The organism is Myxococcus sp. XM-1-1-1, assembly GCF_020037095.1.
GTDB lineage: Bacteria > Myxococcota > Myxococcia > Myxococcales > Myxococcaceae > Myxococcus > Myxococcus fulvus.
In genome coordinates this window covers 1-21,806 of the sequence record NZ_JAIQDH010000027.1, presented here as the reverse complement: position 1 = coordinate 21,806, position 21,806 = coordinate 1, and the positions used below count along the sequence as shown (strand labels likewise).

14 protein-coding genes are annotated in these 21,806 nt (G+C 71.4%); 11 read left to right on the top strand and 3 right to left on the bottom strand.

Annotated features, from left to right (window positions below; translation table 11 throughout):
- Positions 1-126 precede the first annotated feature (126 nt).
- Together K8640_RS36120 and K8640_RS36115 are read left to right on the top strand one after the other, a co-directional pair.
- Entirely contained in the window at positions 127-2,079 is a 1,953-nt protein-coding gene (locus tag K8640_RS36120) for a hypothetical protein (RefSeq protein ID WP_223751248.1), read from the top strand.
- A 175-nt stretch (positions 2,080-2,254) separates the two neighbouring features.
- Complete coding sequence (locus K8640_RS36115; RefSeq protein WP_223751247.1) at positions 2,255-3,148, top strand: Virginiamycin B lyase; 894 nt, start codon at positions 2,255-2,257, stop codon at positions 3,146-3,148.
- A 184-nt stretch (positions 3,149-3,332) separates the two neighbouring features.
- Here K8640_RS36115 and dusA read toward each other — a convergent pair whose 3' ends face one another.
- On the bottom strand, positions 3,333-4,331 hold the full coding sequence (gene dusA, locus K8640_RS36110) for a tRNA dihydrouridine(20/20a) synthase DusA (protein WP_223751318.1): 999 nt from the start codon (positions 4,329-4,331) through the stop codon (positions 3,333-3,335).
- Between the two features lie 151 nt (positions 4,332-4,482).
- Between dusA and K8640_RS36105 the strand changes: the two genes are divergently transcribed.
- From K8640_RS36105 to thrA, 6 genes are all read left to right on the top strand, one after another.
- On the top strand, positions 4,483-5,385 hold the full coding sequence (locus K8640_RS36105) for a LysR family transcriptional regulator (protein ID WP_255653754.1): 903 nt from the start codon (positions 4,483-4,485) through the stop codon (positions 5,383-5,385).
- Between the two features lie 123 nt (positions 5,386-5,508).
- Positions 5,509-5,835: a thioredoxin gene (gene trxA / locus K8640_RS36100; protein WP_223751245.1), complete on the top strand. Its 327-nt coding sequence runs from the start codon at positions 5,509-5,511 to the stop codon at positions 5,833-5,835.
- 190 nt (positions 5,836-6,025) lie between these two features.
- A complete protein-coding gene (locus K8640_RS36095; protein ID WP_223751244.1) occupies positions 6,026-6,652 on the top strand; it encodes a DUF47 domain-containing protein in 627 nt (208 codons plus the stop codon).
- A 1-nt stretch (position 6,653) separates the two neighbouring features.
- Complete coding sequence (locus tag K8640_RS36090; protein WP_141330118.1) at positions 6,654-7,679, top strand: inorganic phosphate transporter; 1,026 nt, start codon at positions 6,654-6,656, stop codon at positions 7,677-7,679.
- Positions 7,680-7,755: 76 nt separating this feature from the next.
- Entirely contained in the window at positions 7,756-9,333 is a 1,578-nt protein-coding gene (locus K8640_RS36085; protein ID WP_223751243.1) for an adenylate/guanylate cyclase domain-containing protein, read from the top strand.
- A gap of 359 nt (positions 9,334-9,692) precedes the next feature.
- The gene (thrA, locus tag K8640_RS36080; RefSeq protein ID WP_223751242.1) at positions 9,693-12,146 is read left to right on the top strand and encodes a bifunctional aspartate kinase/homoserine dehydrogenase I; all 2,454 of its coding nucleotides are present in this window, start codon (positions 9,693-9,695) and stop codon (positions 12,144-12,146) included.
- Here thrA and K8640_RS36075 read toward each other — a convergent pair.
- Positions 12,068-14,194, bottom strand: a complete 2,127-nt coding sequence (locus K8640_RS36075) for a PAS domain S-box protein (RefSeq protein WP_223751241.1) — start codon at positions 14,192-14,194, stop codon at positions 12,068-12,070. The genes thrA and K8640_RS36075 overlap by 79 nt on opposite strands.
- 297 nt (positions 14,195-14,491) lie before the next feature.
- On the opposite strand from K8640_RS36075, the gene K8640_RS36070 reads away from it, so the two are divergent.
- Complete coding sequence (locus tag K8640_RS36070; RefSeq protein ID WP_223751240.1) at positions 14,492-16,096, top strand: hypothetical protein; 1,605 nt, start codon at positions 14,492-14,494, stop codon at positions 16,094-16,096.
- A gap of 38 nt (positions 16,097-16,134) precedes the next feature.
- The gene (locus K8640_RS36065; protein ID WP_223751239.1) at positions 16,135-16,641 is read left to right on the top strand and encodes a hypothetical protein; all 507 of its coding nucleotides are present in this window, start codon (positions 16,135-16,137) and stop codon (positions 16,639-16,641) included.
- A gap of 413 nt (positions 16,642-17,054) precedes the next feature.
- Here K8640_RS36065 and rsgA read toward each other — a convergent pair whose 3' ends face one another.
- The gene (gene rsgA / locus K8640_RS36060; RefSeq protein ID WP_223751238.1) at positions 17,055-18,143 is read right to left on the bottom strand and encodes a ribosome small subunit-dependent GTPase A; all 1,089 of its coding nucleotides are present in this window, start codon (positions 18,141-18,143) and stop codon (positions 17,055-17,057) included.
- Between the two features lie 329 nt (positions 18,144-18,472).
- Between rsgA and K8640_RS36055 the strand changes: the two genes are divergently transcribed.
- Positions 18,473-21,806: serine/threonine-protein kinase (locus K8640_RS36055; protein WP_223751237.1), on the top strand; the 3,334-nt coding region annotated here is incomplete at its 3' end.

Below are 21,806 nucleotides of genomic sequence, written 5' to 3'. Positions count from 1 at the left end.
GCGCCAGGGCTTCACTCCCGGGCCGAATCTCGCGGGTAACACCCGGAAACTCCTCGCCATCCGCAACCCGGCGCGTCGACTCCCGAGAATTGGGAATCTCGTACGGCAGCTAGGAGCCCACACCCCATGGGAACTGGACGCGTTGGTGACGGTGGAGCAGCAGAGGCGGCACGCAGGGCGGCGGAGGCCGCGCGCAGGGCCGCGGAAGAGGCGGCGCGCAGGGCGGCGGAGGCGGCTCGGCAGGCTGCCGCGGAGGCCGCGAAGAAGGCCGCGGAGGCGGCCAAGAAGCTGGCCGCGCAGAAGAAGGACGTGTCCACCTTCGAGCCCGCGGGCGCGAAGAACAAGCTGAAGCTGGATGGCCAGGGGGCCCCCTCGACGTCGCTGTTCACGGAAGACAGCAAGGACGCCAAGGTCAACTGCCTGGACAAGGCCGCGGACTTCATCAACAAGTCCTCGCCGGAGCTGCAGGGTCGCTCGGACCTGGTGTTCCTGAAGGACTCGCGCGCGGGCGCCGAGGGCCAGTCGGGCCACGTCGTCGTGCGCCAGGGCGAGCGCGTGTTGGACCCCAGCAACGGCAAGAGCTGGGACGACATGAAGTCGTACCTCCAGGGCAACTCGCACTACAGCGAGGCGGGCTCCCTCCTCGGCACCACGGCGGCCAAGGTGTTCGGCACCGAGGCGGGCTCGCCCGAGCGCGCCCAGGCGCTGGCGGACGCGAACGTGTCCCCCGAGCTGCAGCAGATGATGGTGGCCGACTACCCGGCGGACGTGGGCAGCGTGCCGGACGCGGCCAACGTGCAGCCGCACGAGACGACCATCCCGGGCCAGGCGGGCCCCGTGTCCGTGGAGTTCAGCGACTCGCTCGAGAAGGACGTGAAGAAGGAGGACGGCTTCGTCACCGTGTCCATCAGCGCGGAGACGTCCGTGTCCGCGTCGGGCTCGGTGGAGTTCAAGAAGGCCAAGGTCGGCGTGGGCGCGTCCGTGGAGGGCAGCGTCGAGGCCGGCAAGAGCATGACGTACGAAGTGAAGATGACGGAGGCGGACTTCGAGAAGCTCAAGCGCGGTGAAATCGCGCCGCCGCACCCGCTCAACCCGGAGACGATTCCGGATGGCACGTCCATCAAGATGGAGCAGAGCCAGTTCACCGGCTACGGGCTGGACGTGGGCCTGTCCTACCACGCGGTGGAGCTGGGCATCTCCGGCGACGTCAAGAGCGGCAAGGGCATGTCCATCGAGGTGAGCCGCGCGGGCGACAAGCTGTCGATGACGACGGGCCCCACGGAGTTCATCGAGAACAACGGCAAGGTGACGCTGGGCGCCGGCCCCGTCTCCGTGAGCATGGGCCGCGAGGACACGCTCAAGGAGTACAAGCTGCGCACCGCCGAGTTCGACCTGGGCAACCCCGAGGGCCAGAAGGCCTTCGAGGCCTTCGCCAAGGACGGCCGGATGCCGGAGAAGGAAGGCCCGGGCGTGTCCAACACGCTGCGCTTCGACAAGATCAACTACGAGTCGACGGGCGGCAAGGTGGGCATCGACGTGGGGCCCTTCAGCATCGAGACCGACGGCACCACCAACACCGGCGACTACCTCATCACGCACCACCCGGATGGGACGAAGTCGCTGACGTCCGACATCACCTACGGCGGTGACCACCCGGACATCACCCTCGAGCAGAAGTACGACAAGGACGGCAAGCTCGTCCCCGGCTCGGAGAAGTTCGCGATGAAGTTCGACACCAAGGACGACAACGCGCGCGAGCTGCTCGTGTACTCGTTCACCGGTGACGCCGACAAGGCGAAGGCCGCGCGCGAGCACGACAAGCCGATCACCCTCAACCTGACGGCCGACGACATCGAGGAGATGCAGCGCCGCTCCGGCATCCAGGCGCAGAACGGCGGGCACATGGGCATCAACGTCCTGCTCACCGACTACGACGGCAAGCCCAATGACCCGCTGATGGCGGTGCGCAACATGGCGTGCTCGCCGGCGTACAACGAGTACAAGCTGGCGCAGAGCTACTTCGGGCTCTTCATGGACGAGGGCAAGAAGCCCCTGTCGGGCGAGCTCGTCATCGGCTGAGCCAGCACGGTTTCACCCCCGCGAGCCCGGGTCCTCGAGGTGAGGGCCCGGGCTTCGTCGTGTCTGTCGTGGAGGGAACACGCGCTCGCGCGGGGCGAGGTGACGCTGGACGAGGTATCACGTCCGGGCGAGGGTCCAGGCCTCCACCTCGCGCTCGACCTCCGGGAGACATCCGATGACGCAGGCCCCTGGACGCATCACGGAGTACCCGCTCACGGCGGCTGGAACCGGGCCCTATGGAATCTGCGCCGGGCCTGACGGCGCGCTCTGGTTCACGGAGGTGCACGCGGGCCGCGTGGGACGCATCGAACTGGACGGCGCGGTGACGACCTTCGCGCTGCCGACGCCGGACTCGGGGCCCTCCGTCATCACCGCGGGGCCCGACGGCGCGCTCTGGTTCACGCAGCAGAAGGCGAACCGCATCGGCCGGGTGACGACGCGCGGCGAGGTGCGTGAGTTCCCGCTGCCGACAGAGGGGGCTGGCCCGTTCGGGCTCTGCGCGGGGCCCGACGGCGCGCTCTGGTTCACGCAGCTGTCGACGCATCGGCTGGGGCGAATCACCGTGGAGGGCGCCGTCACCGAGTTCGCGCTCGAGGCCGGCAGCTACCCGTCGTTCATCACCTCCGGACCGGATGGGGCGCTCTGGTTCACGCAGAACGCGAGCAATCGCATCGGGCGAATCACGGTGGACGGGCAGGTCTCCGGGTTCGCGCTGCCCACGCCGAAGGCGGGCCCCGTGGGAATCACGCGGGGGCCGGATGAGGCGCTGTGGTTCGTGGAGCTCCTCGCGGACCGCATCGGGCGCATCGGGCTCGACGGGGGCATCACCGAGCATCCGTTGCTTCGGACCGGCGCGAAGCCTCACGCCATCGTCACGGGCGCCGACGGCGCGCTCTGGTTCACCCAGTGGGGAAGCAATCACCTCGGACGGATGACGACCTCGGGCGAAGTCACGGAGTACGCCATCCCCACCGCGAAGGCGGAGCCGCATGGAATCTGCTCCGGGCCGGATGGCGCGCTGTGGTTCGCGCAGGAGGTGGGGAAGATAGGGCGACTGGCGCCGCGCTGAGGGCTGGCCACGAGCAGCCCAAACCCCGCGGGGGGGACACGTCGCGAGAGCCGCCATGGCGGCGTCGCGTTCAAGACGTCCCTCGGCGAGCCTCCGCCAGAAGTCCCTCCGTGCATGCGCCTTTAAGGGACGATACGGCGACGGCAGGCACGCAGCGCACCGCGCCCTTTCGGGTCCGCGCCGCTCAGGCCGCGACGACCGCGTCGGGCTCGCGGCGCACCTTGGCGAGCGCGGCCACCACCACCTCGGGCCCGGCGCCGGCCTTGTGCGCGTTCTCGCTCAGGTGCCGTCGCCACGCGCGCGCGCCCGGCAGGCCCTGGAACAGGCCCAGCATGTGCCGCGTCACCGCGCTCAGCGGCGCGCCCTGCTGCCGGCGGCGCTCGATGTACGGGAGCATCGCCTCCACCACCTCGTGGCGCTCGCGCGGCGCCTGGGTCGCGCCGAAGAAGCGGCGGTCCGCCTCCGCCAGGAGGTACGGGTTCTCGTAGACGGCGCGGCCAATCATCACCCCGTCCACGTGCTTCAGGTGCTCGGCCGCCGCGTCCAGCGTCTTGATGCCGCCGTTGATGCTGATGTCCAGGTGCGGCAGCTCCTGCTTGAGCCGGTGCACCAGGTCGTAGCGCAGCGGCGGCACGTCGCGGTTCTCCTTGGGGCTCAGTCCCTGGAGCCACGCCTTGCGCGCATGCACGATGAAGCGCGTGCACCCTTCCGCCGCAATCAGCCGCACGAAGCGCTCCAGCGTGGGCCACTCCTCCAGCTCGTCGATGGCGATGCGCGACTTCACCGTCACCGGGATGCTCACCGCCGAGCGCATCGCGCCCACCAGCCGCGCCACCAGCTCCGGCTCCGCCATCAGACACGCGCCGAAGCGGCCTGACTGCACCCTGTCGCTGGGGCAGCCCACGTTCAGGTTCACCTCGTCGTAGCCCCACGACTCGGCGATGCGCGCCGCCTCCGCCAACGCCTCTGGCTCCGAGCCCCCCAGCTGGATGGCCACCGGGTGCTCGGCCGCCTCGTAGCCCAGCAGCCGCTCGCGGTCGCCGTGGAGCACGGCGCCCGTGGTCAACATCTCCGTGTACAGGAGCGTGTGCTGGCTGATCTGGCGGTGGAAGTACCGGCAGTTCCGGTCCGTCCAGTCCATCATCGGCGCGACACACAACGGCATGGGGCTTGAGGGCATCATGGGCAGGACCTGGGAAACGTCCTGCATCTACCCGGCTTTTTCTCCCCTGCCCACCCCCCAGTGACGCCCGGAGGCCCGAAGAGCGAGGAGCCGGACGACCTCCCCGGCTAGGCTCCCCCCCGTGCCTCCGAGCCCGCCCCTGCTGGACGACATGCTGCTCTTCACCGAGGTGGTCACCTCCGGAGGGCTCACCGCCGCGGCCCTGCGGCTGGGATTGCGCAAGTCCACCGTGAGCCGCCGCCTCTCCGCGCTCGAGGCGCGGCTCGGGGTCCGCCTGCTGGAGCGCAACGCGCGCCACCTGCGCCTCACCGAGGCGGGGCGCGACTACCATGTCCACTGCGCGCGGCTGGTCTCCGAGGCCCGCGAGGTGAACCGCGCCCTGGGCGAGTCCCGCGCCACGCCCCAGGGCACCCTGCGCATCGCCACCCTCTCCCTGCTGGGCGAGCTGCTCACCCCGCTCATCGCGGAGCTGCTCCTGCACCACCCGCTGCTGCGCGTGGAGCTGGCGCTCGCCGAGGCCCACGTCGACCTCATCGCCGAGGAGTACGACGTGGCGCTGCGCACCGGCCCGCTCGCCGACTCGTCGCTGGTGGCCAGGAAGCTCGGGCGGCTGCGCACCGGCTACTACGCCAGCCCCGCGTACCTCGCCCGCCAGGGCACACCCCGCACCCCCGCCGACCTCCAGGGCCATGCCTGCGTCGTGCTCGCCGAGCCCCGTACCGACGAGGTCTGGTTCTTCGGCGAGGGCCGAGACGCCCTGAGCCGCCCCGTCACCGGCCGCCTCCGCGTCCCCAGCGTGCGCGCGGGACAGGCCGCCGCCCGCGCGGGCCTGGGCGTGGTCCGCCTGCCCGCCTCCCTCGTCGTCGACGACGTGCGCAGCGGCCTGCTCGTCCCCGTCCTGGAGTCCTCAACGCCGCCGGGCCTCCCCGTGTTCGCCGTCTACCCGAGCAGCCGCCAGCTCCCACCCAAGCTGCGCGTCTTCCTGTCGCTGCTCTCGGAGCGCGGCGCGTCGCTGCCCTGGGAGGCGGAGGCCCCTTCCCCCCGGAGGCGTTGAGGGCCCTTCACGCAACCTCGCGTTCCGTGAGGGACGCTCGCCCCCGGGCGCCCCGGCCACTACATGTCCTCCTCGAACCGAGGCACGGCCCCACGCCGCGCCTCCACCCGAGGAGGACAGGACATGGCCACGGACGTCATCGAGCTGGGCGACGCGCGGTTCCACCAGGAGGTGCTCGAATCGAAGGAGCCGGTGCTGGTGGACTTCACCGCCACCTGGTGCCCACCGTGCCGCGCCATCGCCCCCACCGTGGCCGCGCTCGCCACCGAGTACCGGGGCCGCCTGAAGGTGGCGAAGCTGGACGTGGACGCGAACCAGGAGACGGCCCAGCGCTACAACATCCGCTCCGTCCCCGCCCTGCTGCTCTTCAAGGACGGCCAGGTCGTCCAGCAACTCCTGGGCGCCATGCCCCGGGCGAAGCTGGAACAGGCGCTGCTTCCCCACCTGTAGACCTGGGGGCCCCTCCCGCTGGCGGGCTAATGGCTCGATACAGCGAGACTCGGGGCTCCCGAGCCCGGCATTCCGTTGCAAGTCAAAAAGGAAGGCTGGCGATTCTCTCCAGGTGAGGTAGTCACGGGCCGCCTCGGCTGTGTCACACGAAGGTGACACCCGGGGCATGCCCCCATCCGGGAGGGAAGCGATGCTCGAAAGGCTGATGCCCAAGTCGGACGAGTTCTTCGACGACTTCGACAAACAGTGCGCCGCCACAGTGCAGGGCGCGAAGATGCTTCACGAACTGCTCAGCGACTACACGGACGTGCCCAGGCGGGTCCAGGCACTCAAGGACGTGGAGCACCAGGGTGACGAGGTCACCCATACCGCCTTCAACCGTCTGCACAAGCAGTTCATCACCCCGTTCGACCGAGGGCAGATCCACTCGCTGCTGTCGCGCATCGACGACGTGCTGGACCTGGCGAACGCGGCCGCGTCACGGCTGCACTACTACGAAATCCAGAGCAGCCTGCCGGACGCGACGGAGCTGGCGCGGCTCCTGGTGCTGTCCGCCGAGAAGGTGCAGGAGGTGGTGGCGGCGCTGCGGCTCATCAAGAAGCCGGAGCAGATCCTCGCCGGCTGCAAGGAGATCAAGCGCCTGGAGACGCAGGCGGACGAAGTGCTTCGCTCGGGCCTGGGCCGGCTGTTCAAGAGCGGGGTCGACACTCTGACCATCATCAAGTGGAAGGAGATCTACGACCTCATCGAGACCGCCACGGACAAGTGTCAGGGCGTGGCGAACGTCATCGAAGGCGTGGTGCTGGAGCACTCCTGAGATGCTACTCGCGGCCGTCATCGTCATCGTCGGAGTGGCGCTCATCTTCGATTTCATCAACGGCTTCCACGACGCGGCGAACTCCATCGCCACCGTGGTGTCCACCCGGGTGTTGTCACCGAACCTGGCCGTGGCGTGGGCCGCCTTCTTCAACTTCGTGGCCGCCTTCGGCGGCGGTGTCCATGTCGCCAACACCATGGGCAAGGGCATCATCAACTTCGAGATGCTGCGCGCCACGGGCCCCACCGCGGTGCTGTCGGTCATCTTCGCGGCGCTGATGGGCGCCATCGCCTGGAACCTGCTCACGTGGTGGTGGGGGCTGCCGTCGTCGTCCTCGCACGCGCTGGCGGGCGGCATGATTGGCGCGACGCTGCCGGTGTTGGGGCTCAAGGGCCTGATGGGCGCGGGCATCGCGAAGATCGCCGCCTTCATCGTGCTCTCGCCGCTCATCGGCACCACGCTGGGCATGACGCTGATGCTGGTGAGCACCTGGGTGGTGCACAAGCAGACGCCGCGCGTGGTGGACGTCTGGTTCCGCCGGCTCCAGCTCGTCTCGTCCGCCATCTTCTCCTACAGCCATGGCACCAACGACGCGCAGAAGGTGATGGGCATCATCGCCGTGGTGCTCTTCGGCACCATCTGGGCGGACCGTCCGTTCCACATCGACTGGTGGATGATCATCTCCTGTCACGCGGCCATCGCGCTGGGGACGTTCTTCGGCGGCTGGCGCATCATCCGCACCATGGGCCACAGCCTGACGAAGCTGGCGCCCATCGGCGGGTTCAGCGCGGAGACCGGCGGCGGCGTCACCATCATCGCGCTGGCGGAGCTGGGCATCCCCGTGTCCACCACCCACACCATCACCGGCGCCATCGTCGGCGTGGGCTCCACGCGCGGCTGGCGCGCGGTGAAGTGGGGCGTGGCGGGCCGCATCATCTGGGCCTGGGTGTTCACCATCCCCGCGTCCGCGCTGATGGCGCTGCTCATCTACGGGATGACCCAGGTCGTCGTCCGCCTGGTGGGCTGAGGGCCCGCCACCCTCCCCGCCCGCGCCGGCCACTTCCTTCGGGAGGCCCGCGGGCGGGTGTAGCATCCCGGGCGCCATGCGCCTCATCCTCAACCCTGGGCGGGAGGGCGAGCAGGAGCTGCTGCTCCCCGAGGGCGTCACCACCATCGGCAGGACGGAGGAGAGCTCCGTCTGCGTGCTCCACAAGAGCCTGTCGCGCAGGCACGCGCGCCTGGAGCGCGAGGGCTCGCGCGTGGTGCTGGTGGACCAGGGCAGCAAGAACGGCACCTTCGTCGGCGAGCAGCGCGTGGAGCGCCATGAGCTCGACGCGGGCCAGGCCTTCCGCTGCGGCGAGGTGTGGTTCCAGCTCCTCGCGGCGGACCCCGACCTGGACGCGGGGCTGAGCCCGCTGCACACGCGCACCCTGGACACGCGCTTCTCGCCCGCGCCCGGTGAGCTGTCCCTGGACGCGCCGCGCCTGCGGGTGCGCCCGGAGCCGGAGGCGGACGCGACGCGCGAGCGGCTCCAGGTGCTGCTCGCGGTGGCGCAGCTGTTGTCGTCGCCCGGCTCGCTCGACTCGCTGCTGGAGCGCATCCTCCAGCTCGTCTTCCGCGTGCTCGGCGTGGACCGGGCCGCGCTGCTGCTCGTGGACGAGGCCACCGGCGAGCTGCGTCCCCGCGTGGCGCGCGCCGCCACCGGCGAGGTGCTCTCCGAGCGCTTCCACAGCCAGCACATCGTCGACTCCGTGCGCAAGCACGGCCTGGCGGCGCTCTTCGCCAACGCCCAGCAGGACGTGCGGCTGGACAGCTCCGTCTCCATCCGCGCGCAGTCCATCCACTCCGCCATGTGCGTGCCGCTCAAGTCCCGGGACACGTGGCTGGGCGTGCTGTACGTGGACAACCGCTCGCACGGGGGCCTGTTCACGGAGGCGGATTTGGAGTTCCTCACCGCCTTCGCCCACCAGGCGGCGGTGGCGCTCGACAACGCGCGGCTGACGCGGCGGCTGGAGGAGGAGGCGGTGCTGCGCAACACGTACCTGCGCTTCTTCCCGCCCGCCGTCGTGCGCAGGCTGCATGCCTCGCCCGGCACGGCGCTGGAGGTGGTGGAGACGGAGGTGACGGTGCTCTTCGCGGACATCTCCGACTTCACGCCCCTGTCCTCCTCGCGCGGCCCCCGGGACGTGGTGGACATGCTCAACGCGTACTTCCCGGTGATGGCGGACGTGGTCTTCCGTCACGAGGGGACGCTGGAGAAGTACATCGGCGATGCGCTGATGGCGGTGTGGGGCGCGCCCTTCTCGCGCGAGGACGACGCGGACCGGGCCGTGCGCGCGGCGGTGGACATGCAGCGCGAGCTTGCGGGGCTCAACGCGCGCTTCCGGGCCCGGGGACAGCCGGAGCTGCGCATCCACGTGGGCCTCAACAGCGGCCCGGCCGCCGCCGGCAACATCGGCTCCGAGCACTACCTCCAGTACGCCACGCTCGGGGACGTCACCAACGTGGCCAGTCGGGTGTGCGGCGTGGCGAAGGCGGGCCAGGTGGTGCTCTCCGAGGCCACGCGCGTGAGGCTGCGCGAGTCGCGCTGGCCCTTGACGACGCTGCCCCCCACCCACGTGAAGGGCAAGCAGGAGGCGCTGACGCTGCACCGCGTGGAGTGGGACGTGGCGGGTGGGTGAGCCGTCGTCCCCCCGTCCGGGAGGGCGGCTTGACTCGCACCGGGCTCATCGGTCAGCGTTCGGGTTCGTGAACGGCATCGGCCTCGACCTCGCGTGGACCTCGGGATGGACGTCCCGGACCTCCGCGCGCGCGGCGACCTTCACCTCCACGACGACGACGACGACGCACACGACGACCCGCGGAGCGCGGGCGGTCTAGCTCGGAATCGCTGTCCTTCCGACCAGGCCCCGCGCTCCCCGGCGCGGGGCTTTTTTCGTTTCCCTCCACCCACCAGGAACCCCATGCAGACCCAGACCCCGACGACGACGCCCCGCCCGCCCGTGTCCCTCGGCCGCCTGCTCCCGAGCGAGGTGCCGTCATGCGGGTGATGAAGTTCGGCGGCACCAGCGTGGGCGGCACCGCGCAGATGCGGCGCGTGGTGGACCTGGTCGCCCGGGCACGTCAGGAGACACGCGTGTGCGTGGTGGCCTCGGCCGTCTGTGGCATCACCAACCTCCTGGTGGACACGGCCCGGCTCGCGCAGGAGGGCCACTCGGTGGAGGAGCCCCTGTCGCGCTTCGAGCAGACGCACCTGGGCATCGCCCGGGAGCTGGGCGGAGAGCTGGAGGCGCTGGCCCCGCTGGAGCTGGGGCTCGCCGCCATCTCCACCGAGCTGCGCGGGCTCTTGCAGGGCGTGGGGCTGCTGCGCGAGTGCTCGCCGTCGGTGCTCGCGCACCTGTCGGGCCTGGGCGAGCGCGCCTCGTGCCTGGTGCTGGAGGCGCTCCTGTCCGCGCGCAAGCTGTCGCCCCACCTGGTGGACCCCAGGCAGGTGCTCATCTGCGCGGGGGACCCGCTGCAGGCCACGCCGCGCATGGACGAGATTCGCGCCAGGTTCGCCCCGCTGCGCGACGCCCAGGGGCCGGGGCTCCTGCTGATGCCGGGCTTCTTCGGCGGTGACGCGCGCGGCAAGACGATGTCCCTGGGACGCGGCGGCTCGGACTACTCGGCGGCGCTGGCGGCGGCGGCGCTGGACGCGGCGCTGCTGGAGATCTGGACGGACGTGGACGGCATCTACAGCGCCGACCCGCGCCTGGTCCCCGAGGCCTTCCCGCTGGCGGAGGTGAGCTTCGAGGAGGCGATGGAGCTGGCCTACTTCGGCGCCAAGGTGCTGCACCCCAAGACGATTGCCCCCGCGCGTGAGCGCGGCATCCCCGTGCGCGTGTGCAACAGCTTCAAGCCCGAGCACCCTGGCACCCTCGTCACCGACAGGGCCGCCCCACCCGAGCACCCGGTGCGGGGCCTGTCGTTCCTCAAGGACGTGGCGCTGGTCAACATCGCCGGCGCGGGGCTCAAGGGCGTGCCCGGCACCGCCGCGCGCGTCTTCGAGTCCATGGCCCGCGCGGGCATCTCCGTGGTGCTCATCACCCAGGGCTCCAGCGAGTGCTCCATCAGCTTCTGCGTGCAGCAGTCGGAGGCCGACGCCGCCGTGCGGGCGCTGGAGTCGGAGTTCGAGGTGGAGCGCGAGGCCGGCAAGGTCGACACCATCGAGCGCCAGGGCCAGCTGGCCGTGCTCAGCATCGTCGGCGACGGCATGCGCCACCGCGTGGGCGTGGCGGGCACCTTCTTCAGCGGCCTGGCCGACGTGGGCTGCAGCATCGCCGCGATTGCCCAGGGCTCCAGCGAGCGGAGCATCTCCGCCGTCATCACGGAGGCCGACGGCCCGCGCGCCATGGCGCACGTGCACCACCGCTACTTCGGCACCACGGAGGTGGTGGAGCTCTTCGTGGCGGGCGTGGGCAGCGTGGGCGCGGAGCTGATGCGGCAGGTGCGCCAGCAGGCCCCCCACCTGCGCGCGCAGGGCGTGGACCTGCGCGTGTGCGCCATCGCCAACAGCCGGCACGCGCTCATCGAGCCGGGCGGCGTCCCCCTGGGCGAGTGGAAGGAGCGCCTGGAGGCAAGCCGCGCCCCCGCGTCGCTGGAGTCCTTCCGCGAGCAGGTGCGGGCCAAGCGGCCCGGCCGTCCCATCTTCGTGGACTGCACCAGCAGCGAGGACGTGGCGCTCGCCTACCCGTCCCTCCTGGCCGCGGGGCTGCACGTCGTCACCGCGAACAAGAAGGCCAACGCGGGGCGCATGGCCCACCACCGCGCCATCCGCGAGACGGCGTCGCGGCACCAGCGCCGCTTCCTGTACGAGACGAACGTGGGCGCCGCCCTGCCCGTCATCGACACGCTCAAGAACATGCTGCGCACCGGCGACCAGGTGCACCGCATCGAGGGCATCCTCTCCGGCTCGCTGTCGTACATCCTCGGCCTGCTGGAGGAAGGCGTGCCGCTGTCGCGCGCGGTGGGCTCCGCCATGGAGAAGCGCTTCACGGAGCCGGACCCGCGCGACGACGTGCAGGGCACGGACGTGGCGCGCAAGGTGCTCATCCTCGCGCGCGAGCTGGGCCGCCCCGTGGAGCTGGAGGAAGTGGCGCTCCAGTCGCTCCTGCCCGAGGACTTCGACGCGTCCGGTCCGCTCGACGCGTTCCTCGCGCGGCTGCCGTCGCTCGACGAGGGCTTCCAGCGCCGGGTGGAGGCGCTGCGCACGGAAGGCAAGGTGCTCCGGTACGTGGGCAGCGTCGGGCCCGAGGGCTGCGCGGTGGGGCTCAAGGCCGTGCCGCTCGCCAATCCCCTGGCCGCGGTGAAGGGCGGCGAGAACGCGCTGAGCTTCCTGTCGGAGCGCTACAGCCCCACGCCGCTGGTCATCCGGGGCTATGGCGCGGGCGCGGCGGTGACGGCGTCCGGCGTGTTGGCGGACGTGCTGCGGCTGGTGGAGGGCCCGCTGCCGTGAGTCCAGCGGGGCAGCTCGACGACGAAGCGGGCGCCCCGCCCCGGCTCGCTCTCCACCCAGACCTCTCCGCCATGGGCCTGGGCGATTTGACGGGTGATGAAGAGGCCCAGGCCCAGGCCGCCGTAGTTGGGTGAGGCGGCGCGCTCGAAGCGCTCGAAGATGCGCCCCTGCGACTCGCGGGGGATGCCCATCCCGTGGTCCTCCACGCTCAGCCACACCCGCTCGTCGTGGTGGGCGGACAGCCGCAGTTGGATGGGCCGGCCCGCGCCGTACTTCACCGCGTTCGTCAGGAGGTTCATCAGCACCTGCTCCAGCCGCAGCCGGTCCCACCGGCCCGGCAGGGACCCGGGGGTGTCCAGCACCAGCTCGCAGCCCGCCTTCTCCAGCTGCTCACGCAGGTGGCCCACCACGTCGCGCGTGACGGCGACCAGGTCCATGTCCTCCAGGCGCAAGGACAGCCGCGACTCGTTGATGCGCGAGACATCCAGCAGGTGCTCCACCAGCCGGGACAGCCGCGACAGCTGGCTCTCGCACACGTTCAGCATGCCGGACAGCCGCGCGCGCAGGCCCGAGTCCGCCCGGGGCCGCGCCAGGAGGGCGCCCATCTGCTGCATGCGCAGCTTCATGGACGTCAGCGGCGTCTTCAGCTCGTGCGAGGCGATGGAGAGGAACTCGTCGCGCACGCGGATGGCCTCCTGGGACTCGCGGTAGAGCTGCGCGTTGTCGATGGCGTACCCCGCGCGCCGCCCGAGCTCCTCCGCCAGCGCCACCTCGTCCGCGCCGAAGGCCCGCGCCCCCTGTCGCGACACGAGCGTCAGCACGCCCAGCCCCCGCCCGCGCGCCTGCAGGGGCACGCTGAGCGAGGGCTTGCCGCCCCACGCGCGCACGTGGCGCCACCGCGGTGAGCCCAGCCCTCCGTCGCGCAGGATTCCATGGGGCACCGGCGAGCACTCCGAGCGCCCCGACGCCATGACCCCCACCGGGCCGTACGTCACGCCGGGGACCAGCGGATGCGCCTCGAGCAGCTCCCGCACCTCGCGCTCCACGTCGGGCGAGCGCGCCGCCACCGCCACCGGGTGCAGCCCGCGACTGCCGTCGGGCATGAAGACGATGCACACGTCCCCCAGGCGGGGCACCGTCAGCTCCGCGACGCGCTGGAGCGTCGTCTCGTAGTCGAGCGACGTGCCCAGCTCCCGCCCCGCCTCCGCGAGGAAGCGCTGGGACTCCTCCAGGCGCTTGCGCTCGGTGATGTCGGTGGAGATGCCGCAGACGGCGTAGGGCACACCCGACGCGTCCAGGAGCGGGAACTTCTGGGTGATGTGCGTGTGGACGCCGTCCTCTTGCGGGACGCGCTCCTCGCGCACCACGGGCAGCCGCTGCTCCAGCACCTGCTCGCTCAGCGCCTGGAACTCTCTCGCGCTGTCCTCCGGGAAGATGTCGTGCACCGTCTTGCCAAAGACCTCCTCGCGCGTGCGGCGGAACATCAGCTCCCACTGGCGGTTCACGAAGATGTAGCGCCCGTGGGTGTCGAGCAGGAAGAAGACGGAGGTGGCGTTGTCCAGGATGGCGCGCAGCTGCCGCTCGCTCTGCTGGAGCGCCTCCTCGGCGCGCTTGCGCTCGGTGACGTCCAGCAGCACCGCCAGGGAGCGCACGCAGGCGCCCGAGGCGTCGCGCTCCATGATGGCGGACAGCAGCACGTCCAGCCGCGTCCCGTCCTTCTTCACCAGCTGGTACGGCACGTCCTTGCAGCGGCCCGTCCTGTGGAAGGCCGGCAGCACCTCCTCGCGCGCCCGCCGGGCCGACTCCTCGGTGAGGAACTCCGTGGAGTCGCGGCCGAGCACCTCCTCGCGCGTGTAGCCCAGCGTGGCCAGCCAGCAGTCGCTGACACTCACCAGCCGGCCCGCCCGGTCGATGGAGTGCATCATCACCGGCGTGTTGTTGTAGAGCGTGCGGTACTTCTCCTCGCTCTCGCGCAGGGCCCGCTCGACGCCGGCGAGGTCCCGGGACGCCTCGGGAGGTGACGCGGGGCTGTCGGTCGGGTGGGGCATGGCGAGGAGGCGATGGGCCGTGGGGTCGCCCGCCCTCCGCGCGTGACGCCCTCCTCAATGATTGGCGCGCCCCCGGGCCCCGCCAACCCGGCCTCCGCGCCACCCCCAGGTCGGCCAACCCACCGAGCCCCGGAAGACGGGCACGCCCGCCAGGATGCTGTCCCGCACCCGCCCCTCACGACGGACAAGCCTCATCCCACGGCCTTCTCCGGGTCCTCCGTGTTTGAAGTTCCCGGACGTCCCGTCGAGAATGGCCCGCCACCCATCTCAGGCGACGAAAGGAAGGGGGAGGACGGAATGTACGTATCTCGCAAATCAGCGTGGGCCCGCACAGGCGCGACGCTGGCACTCGCGCTCGGTCTCACCGTGCTCGGTTGTTCCGACAAGGAGGGTGACGACGACAAGGACGAGGGGACGCCCGTCACGGCCACCCTCACGGGCCGGGTGACGTTCGACTCCGTCCCGGCCGTCTACACGCCGACGACGCGCCAGGGCTCGCTCGCCTTCAACCAGGTGAGCGTCAAGCCCGTGCGCAACGCCACCGTGCAGGTGCTCCGGGGCAGCACGGTGCTCGCCTCGGCGACCACCGACGACGACGGCCGCTACCAGCTCACCTTCACGGCCGGCGACCAGGCCGACGTGACGCTGGCCACGCTCGCCAAGACGACCACGCCGGACATCCAGGTGGAGGACAACACCGACGGCAACGCCATCTGGGCGGTGGTGACGCAAATCAAGGGCGGCACCACGAGCAAGGACCTGCACGCGGGCCACGGCTGGAACGGCTCCAGCTACACCGCCAACCAGCGCGTCGCGGCGCCCTTCGCCATCCTGGACGCCATGTACACCGCGTCCCACGCCTTCCTGGCGGAGCGCCCCGTGCCCTTCCCGCCGCTCAAGGTGAACTGGAGCCCGAACAACGCCCCGCAGAACGGCGACAAGGCCCGGGGCCAGATTGGCACCTCGCACTTCTCCCCCAACGAGAACGAGGTCTACGTGCTGGGCCTCGCGGGCGCGGACACCGACGAGTTCGACAGCCACGTCATCGTCCACGAGTGGGGGCACTTCTTCGAGGCCAACCTGTCGCGCGCCGACAACCCGGGTGGCCCGCACTCCTCCGGCGACGTGCTGGACCCGCGCATCGCCTTCGGCGAGGGCTACGGCAACGCGCTGTCCGGCATGCTCCTGCCCAGCTCCATCTACGTGGACACGCTCTGGAGCGGCACCCGGCTGGGCGCGTTCGGCTTCGACCTGGAGACGCCGCCGACGACCACGGACGACCCGAACCCGGGCGTCTTCTCCGAGTTCAGCATCATGCGCTTCCTCTACGACCTGCACGACGAGTCGACGCTGTCGGAGACCCCGTTCGACCAGGTGTCCCTGAGCCTGGGCACGCTCTATGACGTGCTGGTGGGGCCGCAGCGCACCACGGAGGCGGTGACCACCGTCGGCTCCTTCATCCACGGCCTCAAGGCCCAGCCGGGCGTGGACGCCGCCGCGGTGGACCGGCTCGCGGCGCACTACAACATCGGCGCCATCCGCTCGGAGTGGGGCGAGGGGGACACGGACCTGTATGGCATGTACAAGTTCGTGACGGTGCCCTTCTCGGAGAACAACTTCTTCACCCGAGGCGAGCCCTTCAACCAGCGGCAGCAGAACCGGTACTACGTCTTCACCGGCAATGGCCGCAGGATGACCGTCACCGCCGACTCCACGGAGGACGTGAGCATCCTCGCCCTGCAGCAGGGCGCCACGGCGGGTGAGGCCGACCGCTTCACCACGGGCAAGGAGACCTTCGACTTCAACAGCCAGACCGACCGGCGCTACGTCCTGGTCACGACGGGCTGGGCCGACGAGGGCTCGGGCAACTACAACTACACCCTCTCCATCAGCAGCCAATGAGCGGACCTCTCACTCCTCCCGCGTTCCCAGGAGCACCCATGAATCGCATTGCCTCCGCGGTCCTCTCCGGCCTCCTGGCGCTGATGGCGCCCGTGGCCTGCACCTCTCCGGCGAAGAGCAGCACTCCGGCGGACAGCGCCGACCACCCGGGCTCCACCGCCAAGCTCAGCGCGCCCGTGGACGTGGGCGCCAAGGTGTCCGACACCAGCGCCACCGTCTCGCTGCGCTTCCAGGTCCCCGGCGAGGATGTCCGGGTGGAGGTCTCCGGCGTCGACGGGCTCCAGGTGACCAGCAGCACCTCGCCCGTGACGGGCGTGAGCGTGGAGAAGGCGGCCGTCACGAACCTGGACGTGGCCTTCGCGCCGGGCGCCGGACGCTCCCACCTGGTGGTGACGGTGAGCGGCATCTTCCAGGGCGTGCCCCTGACGAAGGTGGCCAGCTTCGCCGTCGGTCAGCCCACCGAGCAGCAGAAGGCGGACGGCTCCGTGGTGACGGATGACCAGGGCCAGCGCATCAAGATGATGCCCTCGTCGGACACGAAGTAGTCCACGACGCGGGCGGGTCCGAAGAAGGACCCTGAAAAGAACCGCGGGGAGCGCGCCCCCTCGACGCGCTCCCCGCCGTATGAAGGACTGCGAGAATTCGTACCTCCGGTCCAGCGTGAGCGCGCCCCTCGGCGCACCCTCCGGAAGCCACGCCCCTCCCCAGGGGCGCCCCCTCAAAAGGTCCGAGGCGAGCCCCCCGGCGCGCCTCTTCCCCCCTCGAACGTCGGACGTTCGAAAACCCGAGTGCCGGTGATTCCCCCGGACACTCCCCCCACCCACCTGCCCGGACGCTCAGCGCCCGAAGCCCTCGGACATCCAGGCTCTGCCCGGGTGTCCCCACCTTTCGAAATATCCAAACGCGGCCCGTCGGAATCCTTGAGTGGAGGATTTACGGCGAATTTTCGGTCCGGGTTTCAGTCCCGCCGGCGCTTGGCGCGGGTGATTTCCCAGCCCTGCACGGAGCGGCTCTTGTCGATGCGCCGCTGCTCCTTCTGCAGCGCGGTGCTCGACTGACGCGCCTGGAAGGCCTTCTCCTTTTGCAGCTTCTCGAAGCTCGAGAGGCGCTCTTCGGGGAGGGCCCCGGACTGGACGGCGGCGCGGACGGCGCAGCCGGGCTCACGCTGGTGCGTGCAGTCGCGGAAGCGGCAGCCCTCGGCGAGCTCGAGGATGTCGGTGAAGGCCTGCTCAATCGCCTTCTCCTCCTCGCCGAGCAGCCCCAGCTCGCGCATTCCGGGTCCGTCGATGAGCAGCCCCCCGTGGGGGAGGCGGAACAGCTCGCGGTGGGTCGTGGTGTGACGCCCCTTGTCGTCCTCGTAGCGCACCTCCTGCGTGGCCAGGCGCGACTCACCCAGCAGGCGGTTGACGAGGGTGGACTTGCCCACGCCGGAGGAGCCCAGCAGGGCGCCGGTGCGGTGCTCGGGGATGAGGGCCCGCACGGCGTCCAGCCCCTCGCCGGTCCTGGAGCTCAGGGCCAGCACGGGGACGCCGGGGGCCAGCGCGGAGACCTCCTCGACGACGGCGTCGGCGTCGTCATGGAGGTCCGCCTTGGTGAGCAGCACCGCGGGGGAGGCGCCGCTCGTCCAGGCCAGGGTGAGGGCGCGCTCGATGCGGCGGGGGTTGAAGTTCCCGTCGAGACCGGCGACCAGGAGCACCACGTCCAGGTTGGCGGCGATGAGCTGCACCTCCCTCTCGCGTCCCACCTCGCGGCGCGCGAGCAGGCTCTTGCGGGGGAGCACGGCGTGGAGCATCCCCTCCCCTTCGCCTGGAGGAAGCTGGAGGGCCACCCAGTCACCCACGGTGGGCAGGGACTCGGCGCTGGAGGATTGGTGGAGCAGCCGGCCGGCGGTGCGCGCCAGCAGGGTGCGCTCCGCGGTCTGGACGGTGAGCAGCCCTCGGGCCTGGCGCACCACGCGGCCGGGGACGAGGGGAAGAGGGGACGACTCGACGAGGAGGGAGAAAGCCTGGGCCAGCTGGGGCCCCCAACCAAAAGTTTCGAGAGACACTGAGAAGGACTCCGGACAAGGCGGTGCCTGCGGCGCACCTGGATTCGTCAGGGCACCCGGAGCGAGGACCGCGCTGTGACGGACCTTCACGTCGGCCTGTTCAGGCCGACGTCCTCCGGGCGAACGGGACTCCCACCGCGGCAAGATCAATATCGGCGTACATGGGGCCCTCCGGGACCGGGCGGGGCGGCGTCCATCGCCGTCCGGCGCTCCCTGCATATCAATCCAGCCCGGCGCCTGCACGGGATGTCGTCGGGGGCGGGGTGGTACAACTCTCCCCGCACGGCGTTCCGGCGGGGCCCGGACGCGCGCGCGCCCGGGGACCACCGATGCGCGAGGACGACGAGGCGGAGCTGCGAGCGGTGCTCCTCGAGGGCCTGCTGGCCGACGACGAGGTGGAGTCCCTGCGGGCGGCCGTCGAGCGCGAGCAGAAAGGCCCCCTGGACCTGCTCCATGCCCGGGGGCGACTGTCCGAGGCCACCCTCGCCTCCCTCCGGAGCGCCTCGCGGGCCGCCCTCCAGGAAGCGCTCGTGGGCCCGCCCACGGTCCAGGTCGGGGCGCCCCGCCCGCTGGAGCCCGAGGCCCTGGAGGCCGAGCCCGCCTTCCCCGTGCCGGGCTGGGAGCGTTATGCGCCCATCCGCTTCCTGGGCCAGGGCGGCATGGGGCGCGTCTTCCTGGTGCAGGACCTGGTGCTGCGGCGGCTCGTGGCGCTCAAGTTCGTGAAGGACGACGAGCCCGGGCGGGTGAGGCACTTCGTGGCGGAGGCGCAGGCCCAGGCGCGCGTGGAGCACGAGCGCGTGTGCAAGGTCTACGAGGTGGGCCAGGTCCAGGGGCGCGCGTACATCGCGATGCAGTACGTGGACGGCCTGCCGCTCCACCAGGTCGCGAGCCAGCTCTCCGTCGAGCAGAAGGCGCTGCTGCTGGCGCAGGCCGCCGAGGGCGTACACGCGGCGCACCGGGCCGGCCTCATCCACCGCGACATCAAGCCGTCCAACATCCTGGTGGAGCGCACGGCCGACGGACAGTGGAAGCCCTACGTCCTGGACTTCGGGCTGGCGCGGGCGCCGGGCGAAGGCGTCACCGCCACGGGGGCCATCCTGGGCACGCCGCACTACATGGCGCCCGAGCAGGCGCGCGGCGAGGTGAGCCGGCTGGACCGTCGCGTGGATGTGTACGCGCTGGGCGCCACGCTCTACGCGCTCCTGGTGGGCCAGGCGCCCGTGCCCGGGAGCAACGCGCTGGAGGTGCTCAGCCGCATCCCCACGGAGGAGCCCCGGCCTCCGCGCGCGCTGGCGCCCGAGGTGCCCGCGGACCTGGAGGCCATCGTCCTCAAGTGCCTGGAGAAGGAGCGTGGGGGCCGGTACGACTCGGCGCGGGCGCTGGTGGAGGACCTGCGGCGCTTCCTCGATGGGGCGCCGGTGCTCGCGCGCTCGACGGGGCCGGGCTACCGGATGGCGCGGCTGGCGCGCAGGCACTGGCGGGGGCTGACGCTGGCGGCGGTGGTGGGGCTGGTGTTGCTGCTCGCGGGGGTGCAGGCGGTGCTCGCCCGACGCGAGGCGGACGTGCGCGAACATCTTGCGCGCCGCTTCTCCGAGCTCGCCGAGCACGTGGAGGCCCGCGCCCGGTACACCGCCCTGGCGCGGCTGCACGACACGCGGGAGGAGCGGCGCACGCTGGAGGCGCGCCTGGAGGACATCGCTCGGGAGATGCGCGCGGGAGGCGAGCGCGCGCTGGGGCCGGGCAACGAGGCGCTGGGACGGGGCTGGTTGGCGATGGGGGAGCCCGGGCGCGCGAAGGAGGCGCTGGAGGCCGCGTGGCACCACGGGACGCGGACGCCTCGCGTCGCGTGCGCGCTGGCGCTCGCGCTGGGGCAGCTCTACCAGGAGCAGCTGCGCGCGTCCGAGCACCTGCCCGCACTGGAGCGGCAGGGGCGACGCAAGGCGCTGGTGGCGCAGTATCGGGAGCCGGCGCTGGAGTGGTTGAGGAAGGGCGGCGACGTGGACCTGCCCCCCGCCGAGTACGTCGCGGCGCTGCTCGCGTACCACGAGGAGCGCTACGCGGACGCGTTGGAGCGGCTGGATGCGTTGGGTGAGCGGCTGCCCTGGTTCTTCGAGGCGCCGCTGCTGCGGGGGGACGTGCTGGTGGCGCGCGCCACGAGTCATTGGGATGCGGGGCGGCGCGAGTCCGCGCAGGAGGACCTGGACGCGGCGCGACGGGCGCATGCCCGGGCCGCGTCGCTCGCGGAGAGTCTGCCGGAGGCGCACCTGGCGCTCGCGGGTGTGGAGCAGGTGGCGCTGCGCATGGGGATGTATGGCCAGGGGGACGTGACGCCCCACCTTGAGCGGGCGTTGGAGGCGTTGGAGCGCGGGCTCACGGCCTCGCCTCGGCATGTGCCGTCGTTGGTTCGCAAGGCCATGCTGCATCGCAGGCTCGCGGAGTATCGCGGCAGACAGGGTGGGGATGTGCGGGCGCCACTGGAGGCCGCGTTGAAGGCGGCGCGCGCGGCGCTCGAGGTGGAGCCGAATCGCAGCGAGGCGCGGCAGGCGCTCGGGTTGGTGCTCTGGCAGGAGGCGCGGCTGCGGCAGGCGCGCAGCGAGGACCCTCGCGCGCTGCTGCGTCAGTCCATCGAGGCGTTCGAAGGGGTGGCGCCGCGGGAGCGCGGCTACGACTATCACGCCAACCTGGGGCTCATCTTCAAGGTCTGGGCGGACCATGAGGACGCGGTGGGCGAGGACTCGCTCGGCAACCGGCAGCGCGCCATCGAGGCGTACCGCACCGCCATCGGCATCGACGAGTCGCTGCCGGATGCGTGGATCAACCTGGGCAGCGCCTGGTTCAAGCGCGCGTCGAATCCGCGCAGCACCACGGCGGATGAGGATCTGGAGCGCGCCCGGGAGGCGCTGGAGAAGGCGCGGAGCCTCAACCCGCGCAACCTGGTCAGCCACTTCTACGAAGCGCAGGTGCATGCGCTCCGCGCGGCGCGCGCGCGTGACTCGGGCAAGGATGCACGGTCCGCGCTGGACGCGGCGCTCGGTTCGTATCGAAGCGCGCTCGCGCTCAACGCCGAGGTGCCGCAGCTCCACGGTGGCGTGGGGCTGGTGCACCTGGAGCGTGCTCGCGATGCGTGGCAGCGAGGAGAATCCCCCTTCCCTGCTGTCGACGAGGCCCGTGAGGCCTTCGTCCGGGCTCGCGCGCTCGCGCCGAAACAGGGGCTGACGCACAGCAACCTGTCGGAGGCGCTGGCGGCTCGCGCGGCGTATCGGCTGGAGCTCGGGGAGGACCCGCGCGAGGACGCCCAGGCCGCGAAGCGCGAGGCCCAGGCGGCGCTCGCGCTCCAGCCGGAGCTGTCGACCGCGTGGGCCAACCTGGGCCACGCCGAGCTGCTGCTCGCGACGTACGCGTGGGAGCGCGGCCTGGGGTTCAGCCACGCACGCGTGGCCCCCCTGCGCGACGTGGCAACGCGCGCTCCACGCGATGCCTCTGCGGTAAACCACCCGCGCGAAGATGCGGTGCAAGGCGTGGCAACGCGCGCTCCACGCGAGGCCCCTGCGGTAAACCACGCGCGCGAAGATGCCTTGCAAAGCGCGGCAACGCGCGCTCCACGCGATGCCTCTGCGGTAAACCACCCGCGCGAAGATGCGGTGCAAGGCGTGGCAACGCGCG